The sequence below is a fragment of the Staphylococcus lugdunensis genome (assembly GCF_002901705.1).
GTDB lineage: Bacteria > Bacillota > Bacilli > Staphylococcales > Staphylococcaceae > Staphylococcus > Staphylococcus lugdunensis.
In genome coordinates this window covers 186173-207861 of record NZ_PPPV01000012.1, presented here as the reverse complement: position 1 = coordinate 207861, position 21689 = coordinate 186173, and the positions used below count along the sequence as shown (strand labels likewise).

The 21689-nt window shown below is 33.0% G+C and carries 21 protein-coding genes, 1 riboswitch and 1 other annotated feature; all 21 genes read right to left on the bottom strand.

Annotated features, from left to right (window positions below; genetic code table 11):
• Positions 1-103: hypothetical protein (locus tag CD041_RS12465; RefSeq protein WP_444547686.1), on the bottom strand; the 103-nt coding region annotated here is incomplete at its 3' end.
• Positions 104-178: 75 nt separating this feature from the next.
• Positions 179-1462: a glutamate-1-semialdehyde 2,1-aminomutase gene (gene hemL / locus CD041_RS01715; RefSeq protein ID WP_037545824.1), complete on the bottom strand. Its 1284-nt coding sequence runs from the start codon at positions 1460-1462 to the stop codon at positions 179-181.
• 13 nt (positions 1463-1475) lie between these two features.
• Entirely contained in the window at positions 1476-2450 is a 975-nt protein-coding gene (gene hemB / locus CD041_RS01710) for a porphobilinogen synthase (RefSeq protein ID WP_002478068.1), read from the bottom strand.
• Positions 2440-3120 carry a uroporphyrinogen-III synthase gene (locus CD041_RS01705; protein WP_070648425.1) on the bottom strand — a complete coding sequence of 227 codons (681 nt, stop codon included), beginning with the start codon at positions 3118-3120 and terminating at the stop codon, positions 2440-2442. Before CD041_RS01705 ends, hemB begins: the two co-directional genes overlap by 11 nt.
• Positions 3121-3148: 28 nt before the next feature.
• Positions 3149-4081, bottom strand: a complete 933-nt coding sequence (gene hemC / locus CD041_RS01700; protein ID WP_080606559.1) for a hydroxymethylbilane synthase — start codon at positions 4079-4081, stop codon at positions 3149-3151.
• A 60-nt stretch (positions 4082-4141) separates the two neighbouring features.
• Positions 4142-4954, bottom strand: a complete 813-nt coding sequence (locus tag CD041_RS01695) for a cytochrome C assembly family protein (RefSeq protein WP_002458902.1) — start codon at positions 4952-4954, stop codon at positions 4142-4144.
• Between the two features lie 21 nt (positions 4955-4975).
• Positions 4976-6322, bottom strand: coding sequence for a glutamyl-tRNA reductase (hemA, locus tag CD041_RS01690; RefSeq protein WP_070648421.1), 1347 nt, complete (start codon positions 6320-6322; stop codon positions 4976-4978).
• A 142-nt stretch (positions 6323-6464) separates the two neighbouring features.
• Positions 6465-7052, bottom strand: a complete 588-nt coding sequence (gene yihA / locus CD041_RS01685) for a ribosome biogenesis GTP-binding protein YihA/YsxC (protein ID WP_037543113.1) — start codon at positions 7050-7052, stop codon at positions 6465-6467.
• A 136-nt stretch (positions 7053-7188) separates the two neighbouring features.
• Complete coding sequence (gene clpX, locus CD041_RS01680) at positions 7189-8451, bottom strand: ATP-dependent Clp protease ATP-binding subunit ClpX (RefSeq protein ID WP_002458899.1); 1263 nt, start codon at positions 8449-8451, stop codon at positions 7189-7191.
• Between the two features lie 203 nt (positions 8452-8654).
• A complete protein-coding gene (gene tig, locus CD041_RS01675) occupies positions 8655-9962 on the bottom strand; it encodes a trigger factor (RefSeq protein ID WP_002478063.1) in 1308 nt (435 codons plus the stop codon).
• Between the two features lie 163 nt (positions 9963-10125).
• Positions 10126-11049: a hypothetical protein gene (locus tag CD041_RS01670; RefSeq protein WP_002478062.1), complete on the bottom strand. Its 924-nt coding sequence runs from the start codon at positions 11047-11049 to the stop codon at positions 10126-10128.
• 16 nt (positions 11050-11065) lie between these two features.
• Positions 11066-11677, bottom strand: a complete 612-nt coding sequence (locus CD041_RS01665) for an NUDIX domain-containing protein (protein ID WP_070648416.1) — start codon at positions 11675-11677, stop codon at positions 11066-11068.
• 279 nt (positions 11678-11956) lie between these two features.
• Positions 11957-12313, bottom strand: a complete 357-nt coding sequence (rplT, locus tag CD041_RS01660) for a 50S ribosomal protein L20 (RefSeq protein WP_002458895.1) — start codon at positions 12311-12313, stop codon at positions 11957-11959.
• 47 nt (positions 12314-12360) lie between these two features.
• A complete protein-coding gene (gene rpmI / locus CD041_RS01655; RefSeq protein ID WP_002458894.1) occupies positions 12361-12561 on the bottom strand; it encodes a 50S ribosomal protein L35 in 201 nt (66 codons plus the stop codon).
• A gap of 28 nt (positions 12562-12589) precedes the next feature.
• Positions 12590-13117, bottom strand: a complete 528-nt coding sequence (infC, locus tag CD041_RS01650) for a translation initiation factor IF-3 (RefSeq protein WP_002478060.1) — start codon at positions 13115-13117, stop codon at positions 12590-12592.
• A gap of 23 nt (positions 13118-13140) precedes the next feature.
• Positions 13141-13266 (bottom strand) — a sequence feature (ribosomal protein L20 leader region).
• A 62-nt stretch (positions 13267-13328) separates the two neighbouring features.
• Complete coding sequence (locus tag CD041_RS01645; RefSeq protein WP_002458892.1) at positions 13329-14822, bottom strand: amino acid permease; 1494 nt, start codon at positions 14820-14822, stop codon at positions 13329-13331.
• A 237-nt stretch (positions 14823-15059) separates the two neighbouring features.
• Positions 15060-15235, bottom strand: a riboswitch (Lysine riboswitch).
• Positions 15236-15284: 49 nt separating this feature from the next.
• Positions 15285-17222 carry a threonine--tRNA ligase gene (gene thrS, locus CD041_RS01640; protein ID WP_002458891.1) on the bottom strand — a complete coding sequence of 646 codons (1938 nt, stop codon included), beginning with the start codon at positions 17220-17222 and terminating at the stop codon, positions 15285-15287.
• Positions 17223-17581: 359 nt separating this feature from the next.
• The gene (gene dnaI / locus CD041_RS01635; RefSeq protein ID WP_002478058.1) at positions 17582-18502 is read right to left on the bottom strand and encodes a primosomal protein DnaI; all 921 of its coding nucleotides are present in this window, start codon (positions 18500-18502) and stop codon (positions 17582-17584) included.
• Positions 18502-19878 (bottom strand): replicative helicase loading/DNA remodeling protein DnaB, encoded by a 1377-nt coding sequence (dnaB, locus tag CD041_RS01630; RefSeq protein ID WP_103284503.1) that lies wholly within the window; start codon positions 19876-19878, stop codon positions 18502-18504. Before dnaB ends, dnaI begins: the two co-directional genes overlap by 1 nt.
• The gene (nrdR, locus tag CD041_RS01625) at positions 19879-20349 is read right to left on the bottom strand and encodes a transcriptional regulator NrdR (RefSeq protein WP_002458887.1); all 471 of its coding nucleotides are present in this window, start codon (positions 20347-20349) and stop codon (positions 19879-19881) included.
• Positions 20350-20665: 316 nt separating this feature from the next.
• Positions 20666-21673 carry a biotin synthase BioB gene (bioB, locus tag CD041_RS01620; protein WP_062077719.1) on the bottom strand — a complete coding sequence of 336 codons (1008 nt, stop codon included), beginning with the start codon at positions 21671-21673 and terminating at the stop codon, positions 20666-20668.
• Between the last annotated feature and the right edge of the window lie 16 nt (positions 21674-21689).

Below are 21689 nucleotides of genomic sequence, written 5' to 3'. Positions count from 1 at the left end.
GACCAAACATAAATGGTAACAGTACATGTGCAAAATATAATATTAAGCTCACGATGATTGCTGTTGTTAAAAGAATTAAATTATTAAGCCATATTCTTCTCATCATGACCCTTCTTTCATTAAAAAGAGGTTAAGACATCCTCAGTATGAAAGTCCTAACCTCATATTATTAAATTCATTATACAATACGACTTAAAGCAGTATCAAATGCTTGAATTGTTGTTTTTATGTCGTCTTTAGTATGTGCCGTAGATAAAAATGTACCTTCAAATTGTGATGGCGGCAAGAATACCCCTTCTTTTGCCATTTCACGATACATTTGGCTAAAGAGTTCTAAATCACTGTTATTTGCTTGTTCAAAGTTAGTTACAGGACCATCGTTTAAGAAATAGCCAATCATTGATCCAGCTCTGTTAACAGTGATAGGTACATTATGTTTAGCAAAGATCTCTTTCAATCCTTGTTCTAATAAATCCCCTAATTCTTGGAAGTAATCATAAGATGCTGGGGTTAGCTGACTTAGCGTTTCATAACCGCTTGTCATTGCCAACGGATTACCTGATAAGGTTCCCGCTTGATAAATATCGCCTTCAGGAGCAATATGGTCCATGATTTCTTTTTTACCACCGAAAGCTCCTACTGGCAAACCGCCGCCGATGACTTTTCCTAAACATGTTAAATCAGGAATTACATTAAAATAACCTTGAGCACAATGGTATCCAACACGAAAACCAGTCATTACTTCATCAAAAATAAGCAACGCTCCATATTGAGTCGTAATATCTCTTAAACCTTGTAAAAAGCCATCAACTGGTGGGACGACTCCCATATTTCCAGCTACTGGTTCAACGATTATACCAGCAATATCATCACCATAGTTTTCAAATGCCAATTTGACTGCATCTAAATCATTATACGGCACTGTAATTGTATTTTTCGCTGTGCCTTCTGGAACACCTGGTGAATCAGGTAAGCCTAATGTAGCAACACCTGAACCTGCTTTAATTAGTAAAGAATCACTATGACCGTGATAACAGCCTTCAAATTTGACAATTTTATTGCGTCCTGTATAACCACGAGCTAATCGTAAAGTATCTAATGTTGCCTCGGTACCTGACGATACCATACGTATCTTCTCAATTGATGGTACCCGTTCAATAACAAGTTTAGCAAGTTGATTCTCTTTTAGCGTTGATGCACCAAAACTCGTCCCTTTATCAACAGCTTCATGCAACTTTTCAATAACTTGTGGGTTCTTATGCCCTAAGATCAGCGGCCCCCAACTCAATACATAATCAATATATTCATTGCCATCTATATCGTAAATTTTGGATCCTTCAGCATGATCCATAAATATTGCAGGCGTATCTACTGATTTAAAAGCTCTAACAGGACTATTTACACCACCAGGCATTAAATTTTCAGCTATAGCCATTGCTTCTATTGATTTTTCGTAACTCATAGTCTACCTCCCTCTATTTATCTAAATAACGACATATATCTTTTGCAAAATAAGTAATAATCATATCTACACCGGCACGTTTCATTGATACCATTTGTTCCATTACAACACGTTCTTCATCAATCCAACCATTTATTGCTGCAGCTTTTGTCATTGCATACTCACCACTGACGTTGTATGCCACTACAGGGATATTCGTATTATTTTTAACGTCCCGCACAATATCCAAATAACTTAAAGCGGGTTTAACAATCATCATATCTGCGCCTTCTTTTAAATCACTTTCTAATTCTCTTAATGCTTCTAAACGATTTGCTGGATCCATTTGGTAAGTCTTTCTATCACCAAATGATGGTGCAGAATCAGCAGCGTCTCTAAATGGACCAAAGAAACTAGAAGCATATTTAATACCATAACTCATAATTGGTACATTATAGTAGCCTGCGTCATCCAAACCTTGGCGTATTTCAGCCACAAACCCATCCATCATATTGCTAGGTGCAATAATATCTGCACCAGCTTCAACTTGAGAAACAGCTGTTTTAACAAGTAATGGCAATGATTTGTCATTATCAACATCATGTGTATGTTCATCAATGACACCACAATGGCCATGGTCAGTGTATTCACACAAACAAGTATCTGCAACAATTAATAAATCTTCGTGCAATGATTTCGCTTTACGAGTTGCCTGTTGAACAACACCATTAAGATCATAAGCACCTGAACCAACTTCATCTTTAGCATTTGGAACACCAAAGAACATAATTGCTCTAATTCCTAAATCATATGCTTCATTAATTTCATCATCTAATAAATTTAAGCTTATTTGATATACTCCAGGTAGAGAAGTAATCTCACTTTTTACATTGTCCTTTTCAACTACGAATATAGGATAAATTAAGTCTTCTTTTCTTACGTGATTTTCTCTTACTAAATTGCGCATCGTTTCTGAAATACGCAATCTTCTGTGTCTATCAAATTTCATTGTAATTCCTACTTTCTATAATTTTATTTATCAATGATTCTAAGGTTTGATTATCAGCAATCTTAGATTCGTACCCATAATATCTAATCGTGTTAGCAGTCTGACGGCCAATTGCGTAGTAAGCATAAAAGTTTGGAAGGTTAGCTTCTTCAAAAAAGTAATGCACAGCTGAAGAACTTGAAAATGTAAGTGCATCGATTTTGTTATTTGATATCAACTTAATTACTTCATGGATATTATCCCTATGTGCAATAGGTGTATACAAGTCAATCTTTACTACCTTATTATTTTGTGATAGTTTCCGTTGCAAATAAGGTCGCGCTTGTGCGCTACTAGGTATTAGAAGCTTTTGATTTTGCAACTTCAACTTAGAAATAAGTCCTTCTTGGGAATAATCATCAGGTATAAAATCAACTTTTATACCTAGTTCTTGGCATAGTTGTGCTGTTTTATCCCCTATCGCTGCTACATACTTTATATTAACGCTATTAAAAAAAGGATAAAATAATTGTACAGCATTTTTAGAAGAAAAAATAATCCAGTCATAGTTATCGTGCAATAGCTGAGTGTTAAATTCAAGCGATTGGATTTTAATAAACGGTTTATGCACAATCTCAATCAAATCACTTTTTACATTACTCGTTTGCGTCATTACTACAACTGGCTTCATTTTTCATTACACCTCAATATATATGGTATTAATGCAATTGTTGGTCGTTTAATTTTCTAATTATTTCATAAGCACCTTGTTCAATTAAAACATCGCTAACTTTATTACCTAATTCTATAGGATTATTGCCGCTTTCAGTATGCTCATATCGTTCTTTTCCATCAGGAGTCATAATCAATCCAGTAAATTCAATATCTCCATTAGGTTTATTCATTGCATAACCCCCTATTGGAACTTGACAACTGCCGTCCATTGCTGCAAGAAATGTTCTCTCTGCTGTTACACAGTCAGCTACTTGTTGATTGTGCACTTGCTTAAGTAAAGCTAACAACTCAACATCATCACTACGACATTCTATCCCCAATGCACCTTGTCCAATTGCGGGTAATAAAACATCTTTATCTAAATAAGTTGTGACAATATCATCTGACCGACCCATACGCTTTAGTCCTGCTGCAGCTAAAATAATAGCATCATAATTTTCAGTTTCTAATTTATGGAGACGCGTATCTATGTTACCTCTTATCCATTTAATCTCAAAATTAGGATATTTTGCTAAAATTTGTGCGCCGCGTCGTAAAGAACTAGTGCCAATAATACTACCATCTGGCAACTGATCAAGTGGCGTATGATTTTTTGCAATGTACGCATCAAATGGATTTTCTCTATCGGGAATGCAGCCTAAAGTTAAACCTTCAGGCAGAATACTTGGAACATCTTTTAAAGAATGTATCGCAAAATCAATTTCTTTATTAAAAAGTTCGTGTTGGATTTCTTTGACAAACAAGCCTTTGCCCCCAACTTTAGATAATTGTTTATCTAAAATCTGGTCACCTTTTGTCACAATTTCTTTAATTTCTATTTCTAAATCCGGATTAATTTCTTTTAATTTATCAATAAATTGCTTGCTTTGTGTCAAAGCTAATTTACTTCTTCGTGATCCCACAACCAGTTTGCGCATAGATTATCCTCCTAAAAATACATCTGCAAAGTAAATAGCATCATAAGCCATAATATAAACCTATGAAAAATGTGTTGTACAGAAAAGATTTATCATACATAGGCAAAACAAAATAATATTAAAATAAATGAGATGCTTCGCACTTAGCCATCGTTTAACATGGCATAATAAATAAATAGCATAAAGTGAAGTAATAATTGATGATAAAATCACTTTAGGATCTATAAAAATACTTTTACCAACTGAAAATACACCCCATTGTGCTCCTAAAATAATGCTCATTATCATTAGGACAAAGCCGGCTAATGATGAATAAAAAACAATATTTTCTAATGAAGCAACACTGCCAATGCGAAAATATTTTTGATCAAAATTTTTCTCTTTAAGGTTGCGATATTGAATAATAAAAAGTAGTGCATTGACAAATGCTAATGCATAAAATGCATAACTAAGTACCGCAAGCCCAATATGGACTAAAAGAAGCTCATTAATTACAGCGCTTTTTTCTACGTGGGTTGAGTAGTTATCAGGTTGGAATGTACTCATTGTTAACAGCACTAATCCTATTAAATTCAAGAAAAATACTGAGAAACTCATACTCTTTATTAAATTTAATATTAATGAAATTGTGATTAATATCCAAGCCAAAAAGAAAAAAACATCGAATATAGAACCTAATGGCACTTCATGTTGCGAAGTGATATATACAGACAAAGAGATTGTTTGTAACATCCAAACAATCCCTAGTGTGTAATTTCCAAAAGTTCTCACTTTATGTGTTTTTCTAACAAAATCCCAAAAATAACATAATAAACTTAAAACATATATGATTAAAATAACTTCGTGAAATCTAATAAACAGGGTTTCTTGCATATCATCACCATATTAATATGCTTATTCAAAACTAAAAATACGACGCACTGCTAATTCACTTTCTTGATGTGCCTTGCGTTCTTTTACTTGCTGATGTGGATCTTCTGCATCTATATCAAAAATGTTTTGAAATAGCTCTAATTTTTCATAACTGTTTTTATCATTACTTAATTCTTTAGCTTGTTTAATAGGATCCTTTAGCATTTGATTGATGATACTTTTAGTGTGTTTAGAGATAACTTTACGTTCCCTTTCACTTAGATCAGGCAATTTGCGATCTATGCTTTCCATCGTTTCAGCCTGAATCGCCATAGCTTTTTCTCTAAGCGCTCGAATAACCGGAACTACTCCTAACATATTAACCCAATCATTATGGGCATCGATTGCTGAAGGAATCTGCTGTGCAATAATATCTGCAGCCAATTGACGCTCTCTTAAATTAGCATCAACTAATCCGTTTAAGTCATCCATATCATAATTAAAAATATTATCTGTTACAGACACTTGAGGATCTATGTCTCTAGGTACTGCGATATCAAGTAACAATAAAGAAGCCACTGAACGATATTGTACAACATACTCCATCATTTGTTTAGTAATAACATAATCAGGCGAACTTGTTGAACTAATTACCATGTCAGCTTGAATTAATAATTCTGGAAGCTCGTTCAAAGTTGCATAACTTACATTGTGTTTTTCAGCTAATTCTTGTGCTTTTGAATGTGTTCTATTAACTACTGTAATATTTGTTAATCCAGCACCTAATAAATTAAGTAAAGATAGTTCACTCATTTCCCCTGCACCAATAATGATTGCTTGTTTACTTTTCAGTTTACCAAATACCTTTTTAGCTAATTCAACAGCAGCATAAGAAACACTTACCGCATTATCTGCAATATCTGTTTCATTATGTGCTTTTTTAGCAAAAGTAATCGCCTGTTTAAATAAATGATTAAAAATTGTACCAGTTGTTTGATTATCTTGGGCTAAGAAAAATGCATCTCTAATTTGACCTAAGATTTGTGTTTCACCTAATACAATTGAATCTAAGCCAGAAGTGACTCGCAATAAATGTTCTACTGCTTCGTCCCCCACTTTAACTTCTGACATCGCTTTAATATCATCTACTTCAAATCCAAATGAACGTGCTAAAAATCGTTGAATATAATAGCGACCCGTATGAATTTGATCAACAATAGCGTATACTTCAGTACGATTGCACGTAGAAAGAATAACGTTTTCCAAAATAGACTTCGTTTCAAATAAATCTAAATGTGCAATACGTAAGGCATCATTTCTAAAAGCAACTTGCTCTCTAAGTGCAACATCGGCAGTGCGATGATTTATACTTATAGCAATAAAATGCATTTTAACGCCCTCCATATACTTACAATAACCATAGTATAACATATATTATAATGTGTTTAAGTACCTTGCTTAAATAATTTAGAAACATTCTAATTTAGTTTCAAAAAATTGTCATAGTTTATGATGAACATATAGTGAATCTTTATAGATAAGGTTCAAGTAAATTCCATATTTGTTGTTGTCTACTGTTTTTAATTGAAGAATAACTAATGATATTATCTTCATCTTCTAAATCTAATTTTTCTTTTATATTCTTCAAATGCTTTTGCACTTTCCCTTTAGGAATTTTATCTTCTTTGGTGCAAATAACTAACGTTGGAATATCAAAATGCTTTAAATAATTGTACATTAATATGTCATCTTGTGTCGGATCATGGCGTAAGTCAACCAATTGAATAACAAGCCTTAAATTTTCACGAGTTGTGATATATTCTTCAATCATTTTGCCAAACTTTTCTCTTTGAGATTTGCTCACTTTTGCATAGCCATATCCGGGTACATCTACAAATATGAGTTGTTGATCAATATTATAAAAGTTTAATGTTTGAGTCTTCCCGGGCTGCTGAGATGTGCGTGCCATGTTTTTTCTACCAATCATACTATTGATAAACGTAGATTTTCCAACATTAGAACGACCACTTAAAGCTATTTCTGAAAGATTAGTATCTGGATATTGCTCTTCCTTTACGGCACTGATTAATAACTCAATATTGTTGGGATTTATCTTCATATTGTATCCTCGCTTTATCATTTAAAAATCTTTCCTAAATTACTTTATCATTTTCATACTCAAATTGTCATTATGAAATAATATAAAAAGCGAAATGGAATTGTAATTAAATTCTCATTTCGCTTTCATTTCTAATTTAAGCTGAAGTTTTATTTTTATTAATTAATTGTCCTTCTGAGTCATATAATTCTGGTTCTATTTCATTGTTTATTGTATCTGACGTAATAACAACTTTAAAGACATTCTCTGTAGATGGCACATCATACATAATATTGATTAATGCTTCTTCAATAATTGAACGCAAGCCACGTGCACCTGTTTTCCGTTCTATCGCTTTTTCACTAATTGCAGACAATGCATCATCCGTAAACTCAAGATCGACATTATCTAGTTCAAGCATTTTAGTGTATTGTTTTACAAGCGCATTCTTAGGTTGTGTTAAAATATTTTTTAATGCTTTAACATCTAATGTTTCTAAATTTGCTACAACTGGCACACGCCCAATAAACTCAGGAATTAAGCCATATGCTTGTAAATCTTCTGGTCTAATTTGTGCAAGTAGTGCTTCTTCATCATATTTATCAGCTTCATTACTAGCAAAGCCAATTACTTTTTCACCAAGACGACGTTTAATCACTTCTTCAATACCATCAAAAGCACCACCAAGAATAAATAGTATGTTAGTCGTATCGATTTGAATTAGTTCTTGATTTGGATGCTTTCTTCCACCTTGTGGCGGTACACTTGCAGTCGTACCTTCTAAAATTTTTAGCAATGCCTGTTGTACTCCTTCACCAGAGACATCACGTGTGATAGATGTGTTTTCAGATTTGCGAGCAATCTTATCAATTTCATCGACATATATAATACCTTTTTCCGCTTTATCTATATCAAAATCAGCTGCTTGAATAAGGCGTAATAAAATATTTTCAACATCATCGCCCACATAACCAGCTTCTGTTAAGCTTGTTGCATCCGCAATAGCAAATGGTACATTTAATGTTTTCGCTAACGTTTGTGCGAGCAATGTTTTACCACTACCAGTTGGTCCAATTAACGCGATGTTACTTTTTTGAAGCTCAACTTCATCTTCATTTGGACCTAATTGTTGTATACGTTTATAGTGATTATACACAGCGACTGCTAATGATTTTTTTGCTTTTTCTTGTCCGATAACATATTCATTTAAATGTGCCATGATTTCTTTAGGTGTAGGTACTTCAGTAAATTCTTCCGAGGATGTTTGTGCTAACTCTTCTTCAACAATTTCTGAACATAACTCAATACACTCATTGCATATATAAACGCCACTTCCTGCTACTAATTTCTTTACTTGATCTTGATCCTTACCGCAGAAAGAACATTTTAAATTTTCTTCGTCTTCATTAAATTTAAACATTCCTTTTACACCTCTATTCCCTAACGACTATACTAGAATGCATTTTACAATGCAACTTAATACTTCTACAACTCTTCTGCTTAAATGTAGAGTAGCAGATACATAAATGATGCACCTGCTACCTTCAATTATCTATTAAAATAATAATTTGAGAAATAATGAGTACATAAATATCTCAATTTGATTTGTTACATTGACGCTGTTTATTCTTTGTCTTCAGATTTTGCTTCTACTAATTTTGCGTTGTCGCGTAATAAGTCGATCACTTTTTGAATACGAACGTCATTTTTGATGATATCTGTATTTCCTAATGTATTTTTAATATCTTCAACTGAAAGGTTAAATTGTGAACTCATTTTTTCTAATTCTTTATCAATATCTTTTTCAGATACCTCAATGTTTTCAGCATCGGCAATTGCTGTAAGTGTTAAGTTTGTTTTAACACGTTGTTCTGCATCGCCTTTCATCTGTTCTCTCATTTGAGATTCATCTTGACCAGAAATTTGGAAGTACGTTTGTAAATCTAATCCTTGTTGCTGAATTCTTTGTGCAAATTCTTGAACCATACGATCTAATTCAGTATTAATCATTGCTTGAGGAATATCAATTTTAGCATTTTCTGTTGCTTTGTTGATTGCTTCTTCTTTTTCTACGTTTTCAGCGTTAGTCTCTTTTTGTTCAGCTAAACGCTTGCGTAGATTTTCTTTATACTCATCAACTGAATTTGCCTCAGAATCTAATTCGTTCGCAATTTCATCATCCAATTCTGGAACTTCTTTAAATTTGATTTCATTGATTTTAGTTTTGAATGTAGCTTCTTTACCAGCTAATTCTTCAGCATGATATTCTTCTGGGAAAGTAACAACAACGTCTTTTTCTTCTCCAGTTTTTAAGCCTTCTAATTGTTCTTCAAATCCTGGAATAAATGACCCTGAACCGATTTCTAGATCGTATTTTTCAGCTTGTCCACCTTCAAATGCTTCACCATCTACTGAACCAGAGAAGTCAATATTTACAGTATCGCCATTTTCAACTACGCCGTCTTCTTTAACTACCATATCAGCTAAATGACTCAAACTATGGTCAATAGACTCTTGTAATTCTTCATCTGTTAATTCTGTTTCTTGCTTTTCAATTTCTAAACCTTTATAGTCACCTAATTCAACTTCTGGTTCAACTGTAACAGTTGCTTCAAATTCAAAGTCTTTGCCTTTTTCAATTTGAGTTACGTTTACTTCAGGTTGATCAACTGGTTTGATACCTGTTTCTTCAATGGCTTCACCATATGCTTCTGGTAATAAAATATCTACTGCATCTTGATATAATGCTTCCACACCAAAACGTTGTTCAAAGATTGGACGTGGTACTTTTCCTTTACGGAAACCAGGTACATTAATTTGTTTAACTACTTTTTTAAAAGCTTTATCTAACGCTTTGTTTACTTTTTCTGCAGGAACTGTAACTGTCAATAATCCTTCGTTACCTTCCTTTTTTTCCCAAGTTGCTGTCATGTATAAATACCTCCATGCTTACTTTTTTAATTTTTCAACTCTATCATTATATCATACGACAATTATGGAGACAAACATTGATATTCTGGTGTTTAGCCATATTTGTGTAGTTTCACAACAAATTTATATTAACTGATACATCTTCAATTTAAAAGCGATTAGCCTACACATCTTTATCTAATTGCTGAATAAAACACAATATACTCATATTGTCTTCGTTGTGGCTTAAATCAAACATAGATTTAAAATAAGTAACATAGCCATCTATCCACTGTTGCTTATTATACAAATCATATATATCCAGTGGATAAAGTAAAATGGTGTGATTATTCATAATATGTCTTGCTTCATTTAAAAGATTAAATTCATTGTCTTCCAGTTTTTTCATTACTTCAGGAATCACTTGTGTCTTCATAGATGTATGCTCAAAACCTAGTAATAAATTAGGTTGGACTGTAAATGTTTGACTATATTTTCGAATAGAAATTTCTTTTGAATATTGCGCAAATCTTAGATACTCGATCATTACACTAAGCACATGTGGTGGTATTTGATAATAATGAATAATGTTAGCAATTGAATCTTTAAATTCATAATGGCCATTATCAATAAGTTGTAATATCAGTTGAGATTGCTCACGTCGCGATAATGATTCAAAGCGACCAAGCATATCCGTCACACGTTGTTTATCTTCTAATAATTGTGCTTTAGCAAATTCACGCATAGGATGAAGTGCCATCCTTGTTTCATGAAGTTTTACTTCATCAATAATTTGATCAATAACTTCCACTGCTTCAAAGTATTGTCCCAAGCCATTTAAACTTTGAATGTAATATATCATTAATTCATCATACTTTTGTAAGCCCTTCTTTAATAAAATAATCGTTTCTTCTCTGAGCTCTAAAAAAGCATTTAGCTGTAGTAATGTCTCACATTTAATCAAAGACAGCGTTTCATCAAGTTCAAAATGTGCTTCGTATGTTTCAAATAAATCATAAACTAACGTATGATTTTTATTTTTATGAGCATCAATAATTTCGTTTGTTAGCTTTAGTTGTGATCTAGGAAAAGGTATAACATCGGACATCTTATTTACACCTCAATTAATACAAATCTTGTAGAATTAAAGTACTCCAAGTTTCAAAATCGTCATAATTATCTATTTTACCTTGTTCCATCCATTTAATTCTTAACGTGTCTGTCTCCTTAGCCTCTACATCATTGGAATTGACTGTAATTTTAAAGACAACACCAATGTGTACACGACCAACTTCATTATTATCATCATTAATAAAACCAATATATTGCATATTCTGCGATTTGTCTGATGATAGACCAACTTCTTCCTCTAATTCTCTTTGTGCATTGACACGAAGTACTTCATTGACATTATCGGCGCCTACGACGTCATTCATATGACCACCTACGCCAATTGAACTCTGTCCGTGTAACCTTTGCTCGCCACCACCTGATAAACGTTCATAAACTAATATTTCACCATTTTCATTTTCGAGTAAGCAGTAAGATATTAATTGTTTATAACTTGGATCTTCTTCCATATCACCACGTCGTTTTACTTCATAAGCGTCTAACTTATTAAATATCTCTTCACCCTGATTACCATGTTTGGTTAAAAAACCATTAAATGCATTTTTATTATTATCAAATAATATTGATCTAGGAACTACAATAATTTGTTCATCAAATTTAGACATGTTTTTCTCCTTATTAAATATTTCTTATCTCACATTTTATCAAACTATTAAAATGATTGACAATGTAATGAAAAGTGAATAATGGTGTAGAGTCTTGGACATAAGTCTCATAATAATAATATAAAGATGATTTAAAATTCTCTCTATCCTTCTCTTGAAATCAATACTGCATGCTATAAGTTATAAAAAACTACAAAAACGCTAAATTCTATTGAAACATGATAGAATTTAGCGTTTTTGTTTTAATCCGATACCTCTATGTCCCGGATTTTTGAAATATTATTTTAAAGCTTCTTTTGCTTTAGAAACTAATTCGCCAAAAGCTTTTTCATCTGAAATTGCGATTTCAGAAAGCATTTTTCGGTTAATATCGATGTCAGCTTTTTTTAAGCCATTCATCAAACGAGAATAACTCATGTCATGTTGACGTGCTGCAGCATTGATACGTGTGATCCATAATTTACGGAAATCACGTTTACGTTGACGACGGTCACGGAATGCATATTGACCTGATTTCATAACTTGTTGTTTTGCTACTTTATATAATGTATGTTTTGAACCAAAGTAACCTTTAGCTAATTTAATCGTTTTTTTACGACGCGCTCTTGTTACTGTTCCACCTTTAACTCGTGGCATATTAAATTCCTCCTTAGTAAATCACTCTATATGTTCATTATTGGTTGTTACTTTTTGTATGCAAGTAATTGTTTTACGCGTTTTAAGTCGCTTTTAGAAACTAATCTTGCTTTACGTAAGTGACGTTTTTGTTTTGTATTTTTATTTGCAAATAAATGTGAAGTAAACGCTCTAGAACGTTTTAATTGTCCTGAACCAGTTCTTTTAACACGTTTAGCTGCTCCACGGTGAGTTTTCATTTTAGGCATGATCCATTTCCTCCTACTAATCGTTAAATTATTTTTCGTTGACTGGCGCTAACATGATAAACATTTGACGCCCATCCATTTTAGGTTTTTGTTCAACAGTGGCAATATCTTTACACTCGTCAGCAAATTTTTCAAGAACACGTTGACCAATTTCTTTATGTGTAATTGCACGGCCTCTGAAGCGAATTGAAACCTTACATTTGTCACCTTTGGTTAAGAACTTACGTCCATTTTTCAACTTCGTTTGGAAATCATGTTCCTCAATAGTTGGACTTAGACGAATTTCTTTAACATTGATGACTTTTTGTTTTTTCTTCATTTCTTTTTCTTTCTTCTGTTGCTCGAATTTATACTTACCATAATCCATTATTCTTGCAACAGGCGGTTTAGCATTTGGAGCTACTACAACCAAATCTAATTCTACGCGTTCAGCCATTTCTAACGCTTCACGTTTAGATTTCACTCCAATTTGCTCACCATCTTGTCCGATTAAACGTAATTCTTTAGCACGAATTTTCTCATTAATTTGAGTTTGATCTTTTGCTATGATTGACACCTCCCAAAATTTTACGAAATTTTCCAAGCAAAAAAGAGCAGGTATAACATACCCGCTCTTTAATCTGACATAATAATGCCTGTCATGTTAACCTGCCAACAGCTTGATGCGTCGCTACAGGTGAGAAACGGGTGTTTCTACTTGGTACGTTTCGTATTCAACGTATACAATCATAACAACATTATATGATTAAGTCAATTACTTTTATAAATTAATGGTGTTTTATTTCATTCATGTGAACATCTTGTCTTAAATCAACTTCTTCTAGTGGAATCTTTTTGGTTTTGTATCTTAATTTATGATAGATAAAGAACACTAAGAATACCGGAATACCCATATAAGTAATAACAAAGCGATTTAAATCAAATTCACCAGTTTTAATGAAATCCACATCTTGACCTATGATAACAATAACGCATAGAATACCAGCAAAAATAGGTCCAAATGGGAACCATTTAGCTTTGTATTTTAATTCTTTTTTATTATGGTGTTGTCGTTGGAATGCACGTCTAAATCGATAGTGACTTACAGCAATACCTACCCATGCGATAAAACCAGTCATGCCACTTGCCGCAACGATATATTCATATGCATTGCCACTAACCTTTTGAACTAAAAAGATAATGATCACTAATATTGCTGTGAGTAATAAAGATAAATATGGCACACCATATTTATTAGTTTTCCCGAAAATCGGGAATGCTAATTTATCTTTACTCATTGAATAAAGCATTCTTGTTGATGCATACATTCCAGAGTTACCAGCGGATAATACTGAAGTTAAAATAACTGCATTCATAAATGATGCGGCAAAAGCTAATCCAGCATTTTTAAAAACTAATGTAAATGGAGAAGTTGCGATGCTATTATCTCCGCCCATTAAGGCATTACTATCATAAGGTATTAACATTCCAATAACAAAAATTGCTAAAATATAAAATAACAATATTCTCCAAAACACTTGTTTAATCGCCTTTGGCACGGCACGCTCTGGATTTTCAGATTCTCCAGCAGTAATCCCTATAAGTTCTGTACCTTGGAATGAAAAACCTGCTACTAAGAACACACCTAATATAGATAGCAAGCTTCCGCCGAAATTCCCACCAAGTATAGGTCCTTCGCCTTTAGTAAATGTTTCAAAGCCAACAAATTTACCACCCATTATTCCAATAATAGTTAGAAGACCTATAGCAATGAAAATAATAACCGTAACAACTTTAATTAAAGCGAACCAGTATTCACTCTCACCATAGATTCTTACAGATAATGAATTCAATGAGAATATGATGACTAAAAAGATACAGCTCCATAGCCATGCAGGTATCCCTGCCATTGGTGTCCAATATTGAATAACTTGCGCGGCAATAGTTACATCCGCAGCAACCGTAATAACCCAGTTAAACCAATAATTCCAACCTAATGCAAAACCTAATGAAGGATCTACAAAGCGCGTTGCATAAGTACTAAATGAACCTGAGACAGGTAAGTATGTTGCCATCTCTCCTAAAGAAGTCATTAAGAAAAATACCATAATACCAATAATTGCATATGCTATCAATGCGCCAAGCGCACCTGCATCGTGTATGGCACCACCAGAAGTCATAAACAGTCCTGTACCAATACACCCTCCCATAGCAATCATAGAAATATGACGGTCTTTTAATCCTCGTATAATACCGCCATTTTGACTTTCAATCTTAGACATAAAAGCTCCCTTTCTTTTACGTAGAGGCTAGCTAAATACACCCGTTTTCAATTGTAGATAAGGGACAAAACACATGATGAACGTATCTTTATATCGTCAAATACACAAAAATTTCCGTTGAGAAATTATTATTGTTTTACAAGTGTTTTATCGCGTCCTTTTCTTTTTATCAAACGAATCGATGTTAAAGCATAAAAAATGGTTACATATCTATAAGAGATATACAACCATTTTTTCTATATTGGTAGCACATCACATATTGTGACAGTACAGTATCTATTCGATAACTGTCCCAACAAACATTTATTATGGATAAACATTTGCTTCGGCAACATTACCTTTCACTCACCTATATGCGTCCCATAAAAACTATAGATAAGTTACTTATTAAAGTTGCAACCTCTAACTCAAATTTAAAATTTTATATAATGAATATACATTAATTCCTACTATATTACAAGACTATCTATGTTTTTTTAGTCTGATTTCATCAACTAAATTCCATATAAATTCGTCCCTTTCAAGCGTCTGTTGATCTTGAGAGCCGTATTGACGAACATTAACTTGGTTATTCTCAACCTCTTTATCACCGACAACAATTTGATATGGAATTTTCTGCATTTGTGCTTCACGTATTTTATAACCCATTTTTTCATTGCGATCATCAATTTCAACTCGTACACCTTGGGATTTTAATTCATCTTGCAAGTTTCTTGCATAGTCATAATGTAAATCAACATTGACTGGGATAATTTCAACTTGCTTAGGTGCCAACCATGTTGGAAAAGCGCCTTTTGTTTCTTCTGTTAAGAAAGCGACAAAACGTTCCATCGTAGATACAACGCCACGATGTATCACGACTGGTCTATGATACTCACCATCACTACCAATATAAGTTAATTCAAAGCGCTCTGGCAATAAAAAGTCCAGTTGTGCTGTTGATAATGTTTCTTCTTTGCCCATAGCAGTTTTAACCTGAACATCTAGTTTAGGACCATAAAATGCCGCTTCACCTATTGCTTCAACATAAGGCAAACCAAGCTCATCAACTGCTTCTTTTAACATTGACTCTGCTTTATTCCACATATCATCGTCATCCATATACTTCTCTTTATCTTCAGGGTCTCTGTAACTTAAGCGGAATGTATAATCTTCAAATCCAAAGTCTTTATATACATCTTGAATCATATGAACTACACGCTTAAATTCATCCTTAATTTGGTCAGGTCTAACAAAAATATGTGAGTCATTTAAAGTCATACCTCTAACACGCTGTAGGCCTGATACTGCACCGCTTGCTTCATAACGATGCATTGTGCCTAATTCAGCAAGACGGATTGGTAACTCACGATAAGAATGTGGTTTATTTTTATAAATCATCATATGATGAGGACAATTCATTGGACGTAATACCATTTCTTCATTTTCATCTAATTTCATCGGTGGAAACATATCATCTCTATAATGAGCCCAATGACCAGAAGTTCTATATAAATCGACATTTGCTAAAACAGGTGTATAAACATGGTCATATCCCATACTAACTTCTTTATCAACGATATAGCGCTCAATTTCACGTCGTATTGTCGCACCGTTTGGCAACCAAAGAGGTAATCCAGCACCAACTAACTGATTATTTGTAAACAACTCTAAATCTTTACCAATCTTACGATGATCACGTTCACGACGTTCTTCAAGTAATTGTAAATGTGCTTTTAAGTCTTTTTTGTCGAAGAAAGCAGTTCCATATATACGTTGAAGCATTTTATTATTGCTATCTCCACGCCAATATGCCCCTGCAGTAGATAATAACTTAAATTCTTTGATTTTTGCTGTTGAAGGTACATGTACCCCACGACATAAATCTGTGAAGTCGCCTTGTGAATACAATGTGACCATCTCATCTTGAGGAATTGCATCAATTAATTCTAATTTATAAGGGTCATCCTTAAAGAATTCTTTAGCTTCTTCTCTAGAAACAACCTTACGTTCAATTTTATGATTTTCATTAACGATTTGTTTCATCATTTTTTCAATCTTTTCAAAATCGTCTGAGGAAATTTTATTTTCCATATCAAAGTCATAATAGAACCCGCCTTCAATAACCGGACCAACTCCAAATTGTACATTTCCATATAAACGTTTTAATGCATTTGCCATTAAATGTGCTGTTGAATGTCTTAACACTTCTAATGCTTCTTCACTACCAGGAGTAACAATTTCGATTTCTCCATCTTCTTCAAGTGGTCGTGCTAAGTCAATGAGTTGCTGATTAAACTTACCAGCTACAGCTTTTTTACGTAATCCAGGACTAATTGACTGTGCAATTTCTTCAGTAGTAATACCTTTATCGAAAGCCTTCTTATTACCGTCAGGAAATTGAATATTTATTTTGGTCATACTAACATCCTCCTAAAATATGAACTAGTATCGTTGATTCTTTATTATATATAGCAGCAAAATAAAAATCCCATCCCAACAAAGGGACGAGATTATCGCGATGCCACCCTAATTAAGTAATGAAAATTCATATATCTTAAAGTACTTACATGAATATATCATCACTCTACCTCTACATAAGATAACGGTCTTGAGCCGGACATTCATTACAAATGTCTACAAATGAAGGAGTAACACGAAAAGTTATTAACCATTTTTCATCAACCAATGGCTTTCTAAATAATACCCTTAACATGTCATATCTTCAAAAATTTCAACGATATAGATTTACGTTCATTATACAACACATATTTAAAATATCAATTGTTTCTATAATTTTTTCCTTCTAAATATACATCATCAGCTAAGCTTTTTATACGCTCTATAATCCTTGCAGCTTTTGTTTTTTCTGCCCCTTCACGTGTTATAGACAAATGATGTTCCAACTCTTCAAAGCTTAAATTAGAACTAAAGAAAGTTGGCAATTCTTGAACCATACGATAATGTAATAAAGGTCCAATAATTTCATCTCTAACCCATGGAGTTACTTCTTCAGCACCTATATCATCTAACATTAATATTCCAGCTTCTCTAATTCGAGCTAATCGTTGTTCGTAACTGCCGTCTTTAAAACCATTCTTTAAGCTTCTAATATATTCAGGCAAATATACGATAGTTGAGGCAACTTTTTGTGATTTTAACTGATTAGCCATCGCACCTAAAATAAACGATTTTCCTGTTCCAAATGGTCCATAAATGTATAAGCCTTTGACACTTTTACCATTAATAATACTTTTACATATGTGATTAGCTTTTATCGCTATTTCTAATCGATCTCGATCTTCAGTAAATATATCATTTAACTTTGCATTAAGTGTGTCACGCTGCATATGGTGGGAAGTAACTAGTTGGCTATCAAAACGCGCTTCATCGTATTTAATTTTGCAAGGACATGGTAAATATTTTATTTTTATGCGTTCATCTTCAACATAAAGTTCAGGTATGTGTCCTTTAACAAAGTTGGGACATGAATGATAATCATGACCATCATAATGCTTTTGCTGGTCTTTAAATTCTTGCAATACATTTAAATCACGATCAATCATGGCATTTGTTAATTCACTTTGGTGCATAGTTAAAAATTGCTTAACATCTGAATCGTTAATAACTTGTTGCTTGATTTGTGAAATACGCTGTTCTAAATTTGAATCTGATCCCATAATATTTTTAAAGCTTTTCATTAATCATCACCCCAATCTTTTTTTAATTGCTCTAGGAATTGTTGTCTATCTTTCTCCAAATTGTCATCTTTTTTCTTTATTTTCTCTTGTCTTTTAGCAGTGTCTCTGTTTTCCAGCCACTTCGGTGTTTTCTCTCTAGAAACAATTTGTTTTCCATAATAACGATTCTTTGCATTTTGAGGTTTTCGCTCTACTTGTTTTGGTTCATTCATTTTTAGTGCTCGTTCGTATGCTTCTTTTGCATTTGAAATGCCTAATTTTTTCCAATTAGAAGCAACTTCAAATATATATTTTTTAGGCAACATCATTTCGTTTTTTAACATCACAAATTGTAATAATATATTTATGACGCCTAACGGTAGTTTTTCTCTACTAACCAATTCTTCTATCATCAGCTTTTGTTGATGAGTCGGTTCTGAACCCGACCATGAGGAGAGCATATCAACTGGGCTTATATTATCTAAACTAGATAACCACTCGTCTTGTTTTGTATTAGTCGAGTTATCACGCGTATGTTGGCTCTCAGAATCATAATATTTATCAGCATTTATCGCTAATTTAGGCAATTGCTGTTCATGCTCAATTAAATAATATGATCTTGCTTGTTTGCGTAACTCTTCAAACGATAAAGTTTGTGCACTTGTAATTGAGTTTAAAATTATGCGTTTCATTGCCTCAACGGTTAAACCGTATAAAGTTGCCAATTGTAAGATTAAAGCTTTAGCTTCATCTGTAACTATTTCACTACTAATAAAATGATGTTGAAGTAACTCTTTAAGTAATTCGAAATCAAAGTGCTCATTAGACAAATCAAGACCTTTATAATATTGAGATGATTTAATGTTTTGACTATCAATTTTAATATCTTTATTAGGCATTTTAAAAACTTCAGTAAATTTGTGCGTAATATTTTGATAATTTGTTAAATCTTTTCTATCTTGCTCAAAATATTGTTTTAACTGTACAAAGCGCTTTTTATCGACTTCACTAAATAAAAAAACTGACAGCATAGGATCATTAAAAAATTGATAAGCTGTAGGTGGTTGTATTAGTTCATAGATAAAATTTGAATTATCAGATTGATGGCGCACAAAAGATTTAAGCAAGCCAATCCCCTCTAAATAATCCATTGTCTTTCTAAAATCTAATAAATTAACCTTTAACTCATTCATAATGGTATAATGCGTTAGCAATTCCTGATTATTTTCAGATACAAACTGATTTAAATAATGGTATAAACCAATGGCATGCGTACCAATCAATGGAGCATATAATCGATTTAATATTTCTAAGTGAGCCTGACTAAGCTCAAAATGACGAATAACTTCAAAACTGTCTCTTGGTCTTAAATCAAATTGGTAAGCTTGCATGGTCATTTAAGAGTCACTCCGTTTATTATCATTTAAGATACCTTGCATGGAAGCTAGAAGCTGATCAACATCTTTAAATTCTTTATATACGGATGCGAATCTGACATAAGAAACTTGATCGACATGCATAAGTAAATTCATTACATGTTCCCCAATATCTCTCGAAGAAATTTCAGTGTGACCCTCATCACGCAATTGCCATTCTACTTTGTTTGTAATATCTTCTAATTGTTGATAACGCACAGGTCTTTTTTCACAAGATCTTACCAAACCGTTTAATATTTTTTCTCTTAAAAATTGTTCACGTGTACCATCTTTTTTAACAACGATTAATGGGCTCACTTCTATGTGTTCAAAAGTAGTAAAACGCGTGCCGCATTTCTCGCATTCACGGCGGCGACGAATTGCATTTGCTTCATCTGCATGTCTTGAATCAACAACTTTTGAATGTGTAGAGCTACATTTTGGGCATTTCATTTATATCACCCTCTTGATTAGATTATGCTTCATTATACTATATTTTCTATTTTGACAAAAGCAGTGACATGTTCATTGAATCCATACAGAATTTTAACAAATAGCAATTTAACATAACTTTTTTATACACGCTAGTCTTATATATTTATAAAACCTTTTCTATTTTACTTTTTTCAAGAAAAATTATTCAATCATGGCTTTACTTTACAGTTTGCCCCTCCATAATAAATATTACTTATTCTCAATAGTAGAACAATATATTAAATATTTTTTAATTGATGTTGCTTGTTGAATTGTAACGTTGTTTTTTCTGTATTTACTTTGATTTGAATTGTGGATGACTAAAAGTAATTTCATCGTCATTGCCATAATCAATTTCAAAACCTAGATCTTCGAGCATTTGATAATCTAACTCATTTGGTTGACCACCGGTAATTAAATAGTCACCTACAAATATCGAGTTTGCAATTTGTAATGCAAGTGGTTGCAATGATCGCAAATTTACTTCACGGCCACCTGCAACACGAATTTCTTTTGTTGGGTTTATTAAGCGGAATATAGATAATATTCTTAAACACTTCATAGGCGTTAAATCATCCATACTACCAAATTTTGTTCCTTGTATCGGATGTAAAAAATTCACTGGAATACTATCAGCATCTATTTTTTTCAATGCGAAAGCCATATCAATTATGTCTTCATCGCTTTCACCCATACCACATATTACGCCTGAACATGGTGAAATATGATGTTCTTTCATATATGATAACGTTTGTATACGTTCATTATATGTATGTGTTGAAACAACTTGCCCATGATACGACTCGCTAGTATTAATATTATGATTATAGCGATCAACTCCAGCAGCTTTTAATTTTTCTGCCTGCTCTTCGTTAGCCAATCCAAGACAGGCACAAATTTTTAATTGTGGATGATCCTTTTTTATATCTTTTACCGTTTTTGTAATATGTTCTACTTCTTTGTCACTTGGTCCTCTACCACTCATAACAATACAATACGTACCAATTTTATTATTTGAAGCAACATCTGCGCCCTTACATATTGTTTCATTTGACACCAAGGCGTATCGTTGTTTGTGCTTCATCTCTCTAGATTGACCACAATAGCCACAATCTTCAGAACAAATTCCACTTTTTGCATTCAAAATCATATTTAGTTTGACTTTATGACCGAAATAATGTCGTCTAATTAAATAAGCTTCATGCACTAAATCTAATGTAGCTAAAGAAGCATCCCTGTAAATTTTTAAGCACTCAGCCTGAGTTAAATATTTCCCGTTAATAATTTGATTTGCTAAGTTCATTTCCCCACATACCTTT